This is a genomic window from Kineosporia babensis (genome assembly GCF_021129305.1).
Lineage (GTDB): Bacteria > Actinomycetota > Actinomycetes > Actinomycetales > Kineosporiaceae > Kineosporia > Kineosporia babensis.
The window spans coordinates 129,366-142,268 of record NZ_JAJOMB010000023.1 but is presented as its reverse complement, the minus strand read 5'-3'; the positions used below and the strand labels follow the sequence as shown (position 1 = coordinate 142,268).

Sequence of the window (12,903 nt, the reverse complement as noted above, 5' to 3'; positions counted from 1 at the left end):
TCATGGCGACTCCTGAGTTCATCCTCGCCCTGCGCGAGAAGATCGGGCACGACGAGCTGTGGCTGCCCGGGGTGACCGCCCTGGTGCGGGACGCCTCGGGCCGGGTGCTGCTGGGGCAGCGTTCCGACAACGGGTTGTGGACGCTGCCCAGCGGGATCTCCGAGCCGGGCGAGGCGATGGCCGCCAGCTGTGTCCGGGAGGTGCTGGAGGAGACCGGGGTCACGATCGAGGTGACCGGGCTGATCTCGATCAGCACCACCGAACCGGTGATCTACTCCAACGGCGACCGCACGGTGTACGTGGACCACTTCTTCGCCTGCCGGCCGACCGGTGGGCAGGCGCAGGTGGGCGACGACGAATCGCTGGCGGTGGGCTGGTTCGACGTCTTCTCCCTGCCCGAGCCGTTGGCTCCCTCGGTTCCCCGGCTGCTGGCCGAAGCGGAGAAGTTCGAGGCCACCGGCCGGACTCTTTTCGACGGCTAGGCCCCAGGAACACGACCTGGCACTCTGGGGGGCTTGTCTGCCAGGGCCCTTGTGCCGCACCGTGTGATCACGTGCGATGGGGCGCCCGTGTGCGGCCGCCTGGGGCGAGAAGCCGTATTCGGCGTCCCTTGTCGGAGGGAGCTGGCATGTCGGACCCGAACAGTAACCCGCTCAACCAGCCACTGAACGTCGAGATCGCGCCTTATCAAGGCGGTGACGATCTGCTGAGCGGCTTCGTCGTCAGTGGACGCTGGCCGTCCTCCACCCGCGAGTGGGCGCAGTTCCTCACCTTGGCGGTCCGGCTCGCCGCGGTCCCCGGGCTGGTCCCGACCACCACGGTTTTCCGGGCGGTCGAGGACACGCCGGACGGGCCGATGCCCGGTGCGGTCGGACTGGTGACGTCCGCGGGACCGGTACTGGGTAACGGCGCCCCGGCGCCGGGCGAGTTCCGTCGCCAGACCCCACCGGCGTTGCTCCTGCTGCACCCCCCTTCCGAGAGCCGGCCTTCGATTCCGGAGGCTTCGGAGGCGGCGTCGGGCTGTGTGCTGCTTCCGGGCATCCCACATCTGGGCCTGGATCACCGGGCCTCGTGGGTGGAAGCAGAGCGTGACGGAACGATCACGAGATTGGTCAGCAAGGTCGGAGTGGACCCGGCGCAAGACCCTGACACTGCAGTCTTGGCGATGTTGTTGGCCGCCTGAACGATGTCGCTCCGGTCACACCCCCGGCCCGCCGCCGGCTCGGTAATCGGCCTGTGACCAGGCTTGTTACTCGTCTGTCCGGTGGGCCGGGGCGGTCCTGCGATCGGCTGCCGGGAGCACCGGGCTTCCGGCGCGCCGGGGGCGGGTTCGGCTTCCGGAGTGCCGTGCGAGCTAGCGTTGGGTGGTGCCCGAGCAGTCCGCCGGGGGGTCGCTGACCGAGCGATCCCTGACGCCCCAGATCGAGCGCCCGGTGGAGTCGTCGGGCGCTCCTGGCGCCACCCCGGAACGCGTCGTGGCCGCCGCCGAGGCCTGGCGCCGCGCGCTGGCCGGATCGGGCCTGCCCGACACCCTGCTCACCACCGGCCCCGAGGCCCGGGCCTCCTGGCTGGACCTGACCCACGCCCACCCCTCCGGCCTGGCCCAGCTGTTCGCCGGCCGGCCGACCCGGCTGTCCGCGCTGTTCCGGGAGCCCGAGGCGCACGACGTGGCCTGGAACCAGGTCCGGATGATCCGGCGGGCGGCGATCGTGCTGTCGGCCCAGCGCGGGGTGCAGGCCTCCTGCCTGTCGATCGGGGTGGCCACCTGGCGCCCGGCCGGATCCGCCTCGGGCGAGCTGGTCAACGCCCCGGTCGTGCTGCGCGCCTGCTCGATCCGCCCGCGTGGCGGGGAGAGCGACTTCGACCTGGACCTGGACGACTCGGTGCTGATCAACCCCGAGCTGGTGCGCACCCTGGTCGAGGACTACGGCATCGAGGCGGACGGCGCCGAGCTGGCCGCCGCGGCGCACGGTGAGAAGGGGTTCGACCCGCGCCCGGTCTACACCTGGCTCGAGCGCAACTGCGCCGGCCTGGACAGCTTCGCCATCGAGCGCAGCCTGGTCCTGGCCACTTTCGCGGCCGGTTCCGGGGCGGTGCTCGCCGATCTGGACGCCGCCGTGCCCGCGATCGCGGCGAACGAGCTGCTCAGCTCGGTGGCCGCGGCCGGTGCCCCGCGGGTGGTGCGACTGCCGGACACCGACGAGCCACCTTCGCTCATCCCGCAGCAGAAGCCGGTGGTGGGTGAGCCCGAGTCCCGCCGCCTGGCCGTGGTCGGCCGGCTGGGGCCGCGCGGGGCCCGGCCGGTGAGTCCGCCGCCCGAGGCCGACCCGGCCGACGAGCTGCTGGTGCTGGACTGCGACCCGGCCCAGACCGAGGCCGTGGCCACCGCCCTGCGCGGCGAGCACCTGGTGATCGAGGGCCCGCCCGGCTCCGGCGCCACGCACACCCTGGCCGCTGCGATCGCCGGACTGGTGGCTGCGGGCCGCCGGGTGCTGGTGCTCAGCCCCCGCCGGGCCAGCACCGAAACCCTGCTGAGCCGGCTGCATCAGGCCGGCATCGGCGAGCTGGTTCTAGACCTGAGGGACTCGCCCGGCGGACGTCCGGCCACCCGCACCGGTGCGCTGACCGCCACCCTCACCTCGGCGTTGACGGCCGCCACCAACGGCACCACCGGGCAGCTTCCGCCGCTGGGCAAGGCCGCGCTGGACGACGAGTCGGCCGAAGCCATCCGCCAGGCCCGGGTCCTGCTCGACGGTGACGTCATCGCCCTGCACGAGGTCCGCCAGCCGTGGGGAGTCAGCGCCTACGACACCATGACGGCGCTGGCTGAGCTCCCGGGCTCGGCCCGCGGGCAGGTTCGGCTGGGCGTTGAGGTGCTGAAGAGCCTGGACGGGGCCACCCGCGAGCGGGTGCGGGCGCATCTGCACGCCGCGGCCGCCGCCGGGGCCTTCACCCTCACCCGGGTCGACACCCGGTGGTACGACGCTCAGGTCACCACCAACACCGACGCCCGCAAGGCGCTGGAGGCCGCGCTCGTGCTGCGGGCCGGCCTGCGTCGCACCCGGATCGCGATGGACGGGGTTACCGCGGCGGCCGGGCTGCGTCCGGCCACCAGCGCGGAAGAGTGGCTGCCGCTGCTGAACCTGCTGCTCGGGGTGCGTTCGGTGGTGGATTCGATGCTGCCCCAGCTCTTCGACGCGCAGCTGGACGACCTGGTGGTGGCTACCGCCCCGCGCGGTGAACGGCCCACCGACGGCCCGGGGCGGCTGGAGCGGCGGCGGCTGAAACGTCAGGCCCAGGCGCTGGTCCGGCCCGGGGTCAGCGTTCCCGACCTGCACCGCACCCTGCGCACCGCCCAAGAACTGCTCTCCCGCTGGCAGAATCACGCCCTCACCCCGTCCAGCCCGAGCGTGGTGGTCGGGCTCACCGAGACGGCGGCCAGCGTCACCTCGGCGATGAATGCGCTGGCCGTGCTGGCCGGGACGTTCTCCGGCACACCGGCTCCCCAGCTGGGCTCGATGCCCCTGGACGACCTGGAACAACGCGTCGCCGACCTGGCCACCGACACCCAGGGCATCCTCGGCCAGCCCCGCCGGGCCCGGCTGCTGCAGGCCCTGCGCGACGCCGGGCTGGGCGACCTGGTCGGCGACCTGAAGGAACGGCGGATCGGCCCGGACGCCATCGACGCCGAGTTCGACCTGGCCTGGTGGTCCTCGGTGCGCGAGCGCATCGTCCAGTCGGACGAGCGGCTGGCCAGGCACGACCCGCAAACCTTGCGACGGGCCGCCCACACCCTGCGCACCGCCGAACTGGCCCGCGTCCAGGCCGGTTCCGCGCTGGTACGCACCGCCGTCACCAACCGTGCAGCCAAGGCCCTGACCGCCCAGCCCGAGCAGATGCGCACCCTGCGGACCTGGCTGACCCGCGACGACGCCCGGCCCCGCCTGTCCGACTTGGTACGCCGCTGCGGGGACGTGCTCTCCGCGCTGACCCCGGTCTGGGTGATGAGCCCGGACACCGTGGCCGCCTGCCTGGCCCCGGCCGATCCGAAGGTCAGACCGGTCGTGGACACGGTGGTTGTGGACGACGCCGGGCACATCGGTCTGCCCGAGGTAGTAGCTGCGCTCGCCCGCGGCGGTCAGGTGATCGTGGCCGGTGACCGCCGCCGGCTGGCCCCGCCGGACGGCAGCAAGTCGGTGGTCGAATCCCTGGCCCCCTTCACCAAGGTCTGCCGCCTGGACCGCGACCACCGCAGCAGCGACGGCCGCATGCTCCTACCCCTGGCCCCGCGATATCCCGAGGGCTGGCAGCAGACCCCGGGCACGGGCGTCCAGGCGCCGCTCTTCCTCGAGGCCGTGGCCGACGGCATCGCCATCCCGCCGCCCGGTGAAGAGCTGCCGGTCAGCGCGGACAGCGAGGTCGCCCGGGTGATCGACCTGGTCGAGCGGCACGCCCTGCAACAGCCGGAGCTGTCGCTGATCGTGATCACGCTGAGCGAACGGCACGCCGAGCGGATCGAGGAGTCGCTGCGGATCAGCCTGCCCGAGCGGCCGGTGCTGGCCCAGTGGCTCAGCCAGCAGCGCCGCACCGGCCTGGCCGAGCCCTTCACGATCCGCCCGGTGCAGCGGCTGCTGGGGATCGAGCGCGACACCGCCATCGTCTCGATCGGCCTGGCCCGCACCCCGCACGGCCGCGTTCTGCACCGCTTCGGCGTGCTCGACGGGGACAAGGGGGCGGCGGCGCTGACCACCGCGGTCAGCCGGGCCCGCTACCGCACCACCGTGGTCTGCTGCTTCACCGCCGACGACCTTCTGGTTGACCGATTGCGGACGGCGGGCGCGCGTTTGCTGCGCGATGTCCTGTTGGCCGCGGGTGGGCGAAACCCCGGCAGCGTCGGCCGGATGCCGAAGAACTCGGACGCGCTGGTCACCGAGCTTCGCGAACGGCTGTCCGCGGCGGGGCTGCCGGTACGGGACCGAGTGGGTGACGGTGCCTGGCCACTGGATGTCGCCGTGGCCGATCCGCGGGTGCCGGGCCGGATGCTCGTGGCCGTGGACCTGGACGGGCCGGCGTTCGCCTCACGCAACACCCGGGAGCGGGAACGGCATCGCCCGGCGCGCTGGGAACGGGCCGGCTGGGCGTACTGCCGGATCTCCGCGATGGACCTGGCCGCCGACCCCGACCGGGAGATCGCCCGGGTACGCGAGGTCTGGGAGGCCGCGATGGCCCAGCCGCTGCCGCCCGAGGCGTACGAACTGCCCGCCGGGTTGTCGCTGGACAGCCTCGACGTGGTCGAGACGGTGAATGCGGGCCTGCTGGAGGACGCGGTGCTGGCGGCCGCTTCCGGATCGGTAGGTGACGCTGTGCTGAACGCTGGGATACCGGATGGCACGGTGCCCGAAGCCGGGGCGGGACAACCGGTACCGTCTGATTCCGTGGGCATTTCTCTGGGACCTGAAGACGACGAACCCGCCTTCCCGGACCGTTCGGACGACGACCGGGACGAGGGCTGGGGCGAAGAGCGCTCCGGCTCGCGCGACGACGACCTGATTCGTGAGCGGCCGCCGCACTGGGGGTGATTTCTCCGGATTCGGCTGCAACCGGGGTTCCGCCTCGGGCGTGAGTGCTGTTGTAAGCAACGCACGCCCGATCCGGAGGAACCCGAAATGCTGATCTCCCGCCGTACCCAGGTCGTCGCCGCGGTTACCGGGGTGCCCGTCGTCGCGGCCGGTCTGTGGCTGGCCGCCAGCGGTCCGGCCCAGGCCGCGGAAAAGCCTTCTTCTTCTGCGGTTTCCGGGGCCTCGGCTGCTCCGGCTGCGGCCAAGCCGAACACTGAGGACCCGGTGCTGATCAAGGCCGGCAAGTTCCAGGGCAAGGACCGGATCCTGACCGTCGAGAAGGGCGGCAAGGTCTCGCTGAAGCGCTCCACGCCGACCAAGTCCAACGGCCTGTCCACCGAGGGCACTGCGATGAAGCTGACCAAGGTCGGCAAGAAGTACCAGATCATGAGCCTCAACGACAGCCACGAGATCGATGCCTACTGCCTGCAGGAGAAGCAGAACGGCACGGTGAACATCGCGCTGTGCGACGCCAAGAAGAAGAACCAGCTCTTCACCCTCGCCCCGGCCGGGAAGAAGTTCACGATCGACGGCAAGTGGGGTCACCTCGAGGTCTACAAGCGGACGATCTCGCACCTGCCGGGTGAGCACGCCGGCCCGGCGGCCAAGTTCTCGATCGTCGCCCAGTAGTCCTGGTCCGAGTTCTCTCCGACGCCGGTCTGGGCCCGGCTCAGGCTCCGGGCCCAGATCCGGCTCAGGCACGGCCCAGACCTGGCTCGGGCTCCGGGTTCAGACCTGGCTGAAAAATTTCTTGGGTTCTTCCGAACTTTCCCGCCGAAGGCCGCATCGAACGTAGTGAGAAGCAAGCAGAAGAACTACTTCGCTTCAACTGCAACGGATTCGGCGCCCCGAGGCGTGGTTGTGGTTGACGCCAAGTGCCAGCCGACCCGGAGGAATCATGTTCACCGCCCGCCTTTCCCGCCGTAGCAAGGTCGCCACCGCCGTCCTGGGCGTCCCCGCCGTCGCCGCCGGGATGTGGCTGTCCGCCGGTACCGCCCAGGCCACCTCGCAGGCCGAGCCGATCAGCGGCAAGCCGGTGCTGATCAAGGCCGGGACGTTCCAGGGCAAGGACCGGATCGTCTCGATCGGTGGCGACGGCAAGGTCGACCTGAAGCGCTCGAAGCCGACCAAGTCCAACGGCCTCTCCAGCGAGGGCACCACGATGGTGCTGAAGAAGGTCGGCAAGAAGAACCCGATGTACCAGATCATGAGCTCGAACGACAGCCACGAGATCGATGCCTACTGCGTGCAGCAGAAGAAGAACGGCAGCCTGAACATCGCGGTCTGCGACAAGAAGAAGGCCAACCAGCTGTTCGACTTCGCGCACAGCGGTGCCGAGTTCTCGATCGAGGGCAAGTACGGCTACGTCCAGGCCGCCAAGCGCAGCCTGCGGCTGTACGACGACAACAAGGACTCGATGACGTACTTCTCGGTGACCAAGGTCAAGTAGTTCCCTCCAGTGGGGGGCGCGGTGCCGGATCGAGGCGCCGCGCCCCCCACTGCTGTTTGCCCGGATGAGGGTGGGACTCAGCGCTGCGGACCCTGCTCGATCGGCCGGTCGCGCAGCAGGTCGCGGATCTCCTGGAGCAGCAGGATGTCCTCGGCGGGGGCGGCCGGCTCGGGCTCTTCACCGCGGCGACGGCGCTCCATCAGCGCGTTCATCGGGGCGATGATCAGGAAGTAGACCACCGCCGCGACGAGCAGGAAGTTGATCGCCGAGGTGAGCAGCTCGTTCACCTGCACCTCGGTGGCCGGATTGCTCGGCCGGATCCGGAAGTTGAGCCCGCCCACCTCCTTGGAGCCGAGCGAGGCGATCAGCGGGGTGATGATGCCGTCGGTGAACGCACTGACGATCTTGCCGAACGCCGCGCCGATCACCACCGCCACGGCCAGCTCGATCACGTTGCCGCGCAGGATGAAGTCTCTGAAGCCCTTGATCATGTCTGCTGTGCCCTTCGAGGGGTGGGGGAAACGGGGCAGAGGCGAGGTTAGTGCGGCCCGGGTGAGGTTGCCCGCCAGCGACGTCACCGGTGCGGTTCCGGAAGGTGAACGCCGCGTGAGCGATCCCGTACCGAACCAGTTGGGCTGCCCGAACCGATCGGCCTGCCGAACCGGATGGGCTGCCCGAACCGGCTGGGCGGCCGAACCGGTTGGACGGCGGAACCGGCTGGGCGGCGGAACTGGCTGGGCGGCGGAACTGGCTGGGCGGCGGAACTGGCTGGACGGCGGAACCGGCTGGGCGGCCGAACCGGCTGGGCGGCCGGATCGGCCTTGCGGTAGGCCCCGGTCTGCCGGATCGGCCTTGCGGTGGGCCCGGTCTGAGAGGGCAGCCGAACCCCGGGCACCCGGGCGACACGATCGAGGCCTGAACCAGCACCCACCACGGCAGCACCACCAACCAGTGCCCGCTACGGCAGCACCACCACCGAGACCTGCGCCCCGGTGGTTGCCCCCACCAAGCCGCTGACCTCCGACGCCGGAACCGCCAGTACCAGCACCCCGCCGTGCTCCTCGCCCGAATAAACGCTCAGCACCAGCGCATTTCGCGCAGCCTGCTCGGTGCTCGACGGACTCAGCGAAGAACTACCTCCTCCCGCTTCGGCCGACCAACTAGCCGCCGTACTGGCCAGCACATTTACCCGGTCTCCGGGACGCACCAGCGCAGCACCCGCCGGATCGCTCAGCCGAATCGGTACGGCCACGCTCTCGGCCGGTAAGCCCCGCAGGATCCCCGGGCCCAGCACCCTGGTGTCGGTTATCGGCTCACCTTCGCGAACCGGCGTGGCCAGAACCCGGCCGACCACCGAGTCGAGGCCCGGCAACGACTGACCCGGGCCGTTCTGCTCAACCGTCCTCAGATCCTCGGACGTGAGCCGGTGCCCGGCGGGAAGATCCTGTGCAGCAACAAGAACCGTGACCAGCTCGGGCGGCGCCGGGCCGGCCGCGCGGACGGTGAACCAGATCGCGAACAGCAGCACCCCGACCGTGAGCTTGGTGCGGTGCCGGGCAATCGTGAGGCGGGTCGTTCGGCTGCGCCCGCTGCCCAGCCGCGGCGGATGGCGGAGCTCGCGATACTGCCGCAGCGCGTCCGAGCCCTCAATTCGGCGAAAGGCCTTGCCAAGAAAGGTGTTCTCGCTCCGCCGACCTGGTGGAGAGCTGCTCGGCGGCGGGTTCCAGTGAGGTAGGCCATCGTGGCTGGTCGAAAACTCCTTCTGGGGCTTAAAGTTCGGCTCGAAGAGAGGGATCTCTGGCTCGGGTAGGGTGGCGATGGGATGAGCGGGGAACGCACCTGGCGCCGGAGCCGTACGATGCGGCGGAAACCACTCCAGCGGAGTCGGATTCGGTTCGATCGGATCCGCGCGTCGAGAAGCGGATTCCGCCGTTGGCTCGGGTATGAAGGCACCGGCTGAGCTAGAGCTGGACGTGCCCGTCGATTCGGAGGCGAATGTTCCCGCCGCCCGTGCCGGATCTGGTTCCGCGGCTTGATCGCCCTGGTCAACAGGGGCGTCGCTGGCTGGTCCGGATAGCAGCGTGCCTAGCGAAAACGCTTGTGGCGCATCACTAGCTGACTCCACCGGCCGCCGGGCCCTTCGACCGGTACGCCGGGCATCGCCGCCCGCCACCACCCCGGTCGAACCAACCGCAGAAGCGGGAGGCCCGAACCGGCCGGGCACCCAGCCGCCGGAGAGCAGTTCTTCGCGATCGGGGGCATCGGCTGGCATGCCGGTAAAGCTAGCCAGCCCCAAGTGCCCGAATCAGATCAGCCGAACCACCTGTGGACAAACCGGCCTTCGTGCCTGCTGTGGAAAACACAAAAGCGCCGACCGAGGTGATCGCTCACCCCGGTCGGCGTAGATCCAGAACTCAGGCCGCGCTACCGCTGGAGGCGGCCGAACCCGAAGAGCTGCTCTTGCTCTCGCCCGACGAGGACGACGAGGACGTTGACTTGCTCTCCGAGGACGAGCTCGAAGAGCTGCCCGAGTCCGAAGAGCCGGTCGACGAGGTCGCCGAGGGGGAGGTCGAGGTCGACGAACCGCGCGAGTCGTTGCGGTAGAAGCCCGAGCCCTTGAACACGATGCCCACCGAGTTGAACACCTTGCGCAGCTTGCCCGAGCACTCCGGGCAGGTGGTCAGCGCGTCGTCGGAGAACGCCTGCTGCGCCTCGAAGCCGTGGTTGCACTCGGTGCACGCATAGACGTACGTGGGCACGTCGTCCTCCTGATTAGCGGCTGGCACTCTCTAGTCTTGAGTGCCAATAGTAATGCACCCGCGGGTGTCGCCCGCACGGCTGACCGGGGGAGCCACCGGAACCGAGGAGACGGACTGCAATGGCGAACGAGGCTGAGATCCAGGCGATGCGGCAGGCGATCAGGCTGGCGGCCCGGGGCCTGGCCACAACTCTGCCCAACCCGGTGGTGGGCTGTGTGCTGCTGGACCCGGACGGAACGGTGGTCGCCGAGGGCTGGCACGAGCAGGCGGGCGGACCGCACGCCGAGGTGATGGCACTGAGGGCAGCCGGGAGCCGGGCACGGGGCACCACGGCGGTGGTCACGCTGGAGCCGTGCAACCACACCGGACGCACCGGCCCGTGTTCTGAAGCATTGCTGGCCGCGGGCGTCCAAAAGGTCGTTGTTGCAGTTCCGGATCCGACCGACGCCGCTTCCGGCGGGGCCGCGCGGTTGCGGGCCGCGGGCCTCGAGGTCGAGACCGGAGTGCTGGCCGAGGAGGCCGAGCGAGGTCTGGAGCCGGGCGAGGGCAACGAGGTCTGGCTCACCGCGGTCCGTAAGCAGCGGCCATTCGTGACCTGGAAGTTCGCCGCGACGCTGGACGGGCGGGTGGCCGCGCAGGACGGCACCAGTCAGTGGATCACCAGCGTGGAGGCCCGCAGCGACGTGCACCGGCTGCGTGCCCAGGTGGACACCATGCTGGTCGGGGTGGGTACCGTGCTGGCCGACGATCCGCTGCTGACGGTGCGCGATGCCGACGGCAACCCGCTGGCCCGGCAGCCGTTGCGGGTGGTGGCCGACACGCACAACCGCACGCCGGCGAACGCCCGGATCCGCGGGAACGACGCCCCCACCTGGATCGCCACGGGCGCGGAGGTGGGCACGATCGAGAGCCGATTGAGGACGGTCGCCGCACCGAACGCGGCTGGCTCGCCTCAGGGGAGTGGCGGGCAGGAACTGGGGACGAGCGGCGCACCTTACGCGGGCGGCACCCCCTACGGCGGTGGGCGGCGGGAGTTGGACCTGCACGCCCTGATGCGTCAGCTGTATGCCCGCGAGTGCAGACACGTCTTGCTGGAGGGCGGCCCGCGGATGGCCGGGGCGATGGTCGAGGCCGGACTGGTCGACCGGGTGATCGCCTACCTGGCCCCGTCCTTGCTCGGCGCCGGCCCGAACGCCCTGATGGACGCCGGGATCACGACTATTGCTGACGTCTGGCGCCTGGATCTTGTGGACGTGCGCCAGGTCGGAGGCGACGTACGAGTGCTTGCGCGGCCCCGGGCACGGTGACCCCGGGGGCATCCGGCGGGAAGTTCGGGCGGGCGGCCGCACCGGTAGCAACCCCGCCCGTGCCCGGCGCCCCAGCCGAGCCCGAACCATTGCCAGAACTGATGGGCCCACCCGGGTTCGCCGAGACGCGGGCCCGGGTGGTGCGTCCGGCGTCCTTGCCGTCCTTGGAGTGCCAGGCCGACAGCTTGCCGCCCAGGCTGACCGCCTTCAGCCGGTCCTCCGTGGCCTTGCGCACCGCCGCCGGCGTGACCACGATCAGGTCGTCGCGATGCCGCAGCGCAGTGCGGTTGTCCGGCACGATCGCCTCACCGTCGCGCAGGATCAGCGTGACGTTGGCACCGGGCGGCAGCCGCAACTCGAAGATCTCCACGCCGTGCAGCCGCGACTCCGGCCCGACGTGCGCCTCCAGCACCTCCGCCCCCTGCGCCCCGAGCGGCACCGACTCCACGTCCAGCCCGACCGTGGGCGAATCGTCCGAAAGCCCTAGCCGTTTGGCCACCCAGGGCAACGTGGGGGCCTGGACCAGGGTGAAGATCAGCACCAGGCAGAAGACGATGTCGAAGAGCTGATTGGCGTTCTCCACCCCCTGCGCCACCGGCACGGTCGCCAGCACCACCGGGACCGCTCCCCGCAGCCCGGCCCACGACAGGAAGGCCTGTTGCCGCAGGGGGATGCGGAACCACGACACCGCCAGCAGCACCGACAGGGGGCGGGCCAGGAGCAGCAGCACCAGGCCGATCAGGAAGGCCGGGCCGAGCGCGGCGGGCAGCCGTTCCGGCGAGGCCAGCAGCCCCAGCAGCACGAACAGGCCGATCTGGGCGATCCAGCCAAGCCCTTCGGCGAAGCCGCGCACCGCCACGCCGTGCGGCAGCCGGGAGTTACCGATCACCAGCGAGCACAGGTAGACCGCGATGAAGCCGGAGGCATGAATGGTGGCCGCCGCACCGTACGAGCCGACCGCGAAGGCGAAGACCGCGATCGGGTAGAGCCCGGAGGACGGCAGGGCCACCCGGCGCAGCACCACCGCGGCCAGCCAGCCGGTGCCCAGCCCGATCAGGGTGCCGACCACCAGCTCGAAGCCGGCCTCGTAGAGCAGGTAGCCGATGCCGTGGGAATGCTCGCCGTGCGCCACCGCGGTCAGCGCGATCACGATGATCACGACCGGGGCGTCGTTGAAACCGGACTCGGCCTCGAGCATCCCGACCAGGCGGGGCGGCAGCGGTACCCGGCGCAGCACGGAGAACACGGCGGCGGCGTCGGTGGAGGAGATCGCGGCACCCAGCAGCAGGGCCAGCGGCCATTCCAGGCTGAGGATGTAGTGCGCACCGACCCCGGCCACGGTGACCGAGACGCAGGTGCCCAGGGTGGCCAGCAGCGCGGCCGGGGCGACCGAGGGCCTGATCGTGGACCACTTCGTGGTCAGGCCGCCCTCGGCGAGGATCAGCACGAGTGCCGCGTAGCCCAGGACCCAGGCCAGCTCGGCGTTCTCGAACTGCAGGCCGAGGCCGCCCTCGCCGATGATCAACCCGAGCGCCAGGTAAAGAAGGAGTGACGGGAAACCGGTCCCCACGGAAAGCCGCACCGCAGCCACCGCGACGAGCAGAACGGCCGGACCGGCGAGCAGCGCTAGGTTGAGCTGCTCAATCGTCAAATTATTGGCCCTTCGTGGCGCACAGACACTTCCCAGGCCGTCATCAGCCTGGGCCGATCCTATCGGTCACCGACCGTCGTTCCACGGACCGCAAGTGCAGTCAATCCCCGAACAGTGG

The 12,903-nt window shown here is 70.6% G+C and carries 10 protein-coding genes; 6 read left to right on the top strand and 4 right to left on the bottom strand.

Annotation, left to right across the window (positions count from 1 at the left end):
• The first annotated feature begins 2 nt into the window (after window positions 1–2).
• The 5 genes from LR394_RS32655 to LR394_RS32635 all read left to right on the top strand — a co-directional run bounded on the left by LR394_RS32655 (window position 3) and on the right by LR394_RS32635 (window position 7,068).
• Complete coding sequence (locus LR394_RS32655; protein WP_231448475.1) at window positions 3–482, top strand: NUDIX hydrolase; 480 nt, start codon at window positions 3–5, stop codon at window positions 480–482.
• Window positions 483–628: 146 nt separating this feature from the next.
• Complete coding sequence (locus LR394_RS32650) at window positions 629–1,183, top strand: peptidase (protein WP_231448474.1); 555 nt, start codon at window positions 629–631, stop codon at window positions 1,181–1,183.
• Between the two features lie 184 nt (window positions 1,184–1,367).
• A complete protein-coding gene (locus LR394_RS43360; RefSeq protein WP_231448473.1) occupies window positions 1,368–5,579 on the top strand; it encodes an AAA domain-containing protein in 4,212 nt (1,403 codons plus the stop codon).
• Between the two features lie 87 nt (window positions 5,580–5,666).
• Window positions 5,667–6,248: a hypothetical protein gene (locus LR394_RS32640; protein WP_231448472.1), complete on the top strand. Its 582-nt coding sequence runs from the start codon at window positions 5,667–5,669 to the stop codon at window positions 6,246–6,248.
• A gap of 268 nt (window positions 6,249–6,516) precedes the next feature.
• The gene (locus tag LR394_RS32635) at window positions 6,517–7,068 is read left to right on the top strand and encodes a hypothetical protein (RefSeq protein WP_231448471.1); all 552 of its coding nucleotides are present in this window, start codon (window positions 6,517–6,519) and stop codon (window positions 7,066–7,068) included.
• A 77-nt stretch (window positions 7,069–7,145) separates the two neighbouring features.
• On the opposite strand, the gene mscL is transcribed toward LR394_RS32635, so the two are convergent.
• The 3 genes from mscL to LR394_RS32620 all read right to left on the bottom strand — a co-directional run bounded on the left by mscL (window position 7,146) and on the right by LR394_RS32620 (window position 9,827).
• Window positions 7,146–7,559 carry a large conductance mechanosensitive channel protein MscL gene (gene mscL, locus LR394_RS32630; RefSeq protein WP_269330179.1) on the bottom strand — a complete coding sequence of 138 codons (414 nt, stop codon included), beginning with the start codon at window positions 7,557–7,559 and terminating at the stop codon, window positions 7,146–7,148.
• 467 nt (window positions 7,560–8,026) lie between these two features.
• Window positions 8,027–9,340, bottom strand: a complete 1,314-nt coding sequence (gene cpaB, locus LR394_RS32625) for a Flp pilus assembly protein CpaB (RefSeq protein WP_231448469.1) — start codon at window positions 9,338–9,340, stop codon at window positions 8,027–8,029.
• A 142-nt stretch (window positions 9,341–9,482) separates the two neighbouring features.
• Entirely contained in the window at window positions 9,483–9,827 is a 345-nt protein-coding gene (locus tag LR394_RS32620; RefSeq protein ID WP_231448468.1) for an FmdB family zinc ribbon protein, read from the bottom strand.
• 119 nt (window positions 9,828–9,946) lie between these two features.
• On the opposite strand from LR394_RS32620, the gene ribD reads away from it, so the two are divergent.
• Entirely contained in the window at window positions 9,947–11,134 is a 1,188-nt protein-coding gene (ribD, locus tag LR394_RS32615; RefSeq protein WP_231448467.1) for a bifunctional diaminohydroxyphosphoribosylaminopyrimidine deaminase/5-amino-6-(5-phosphoribosylamino)uracil reductase RibD, read from the top strand.
• Here ribD and LR394_RS32610 read toward each other — a convergent pair.
• Window positions 11,046–12,785, bottom strand: coding sequence for a potassium/proton antiporter (locus LR394_RS32610; protein WP_231448466.1), 1,740 nt, complete (start codon window positions 12,783–12,785; stop codon window positions 11,046–11,048). The genes ribD and LR394_RS32610 overlap by 89 nt on opposite strands.
• Window positions 12,786–12,903: the final 118 nt, after the last annotated feature.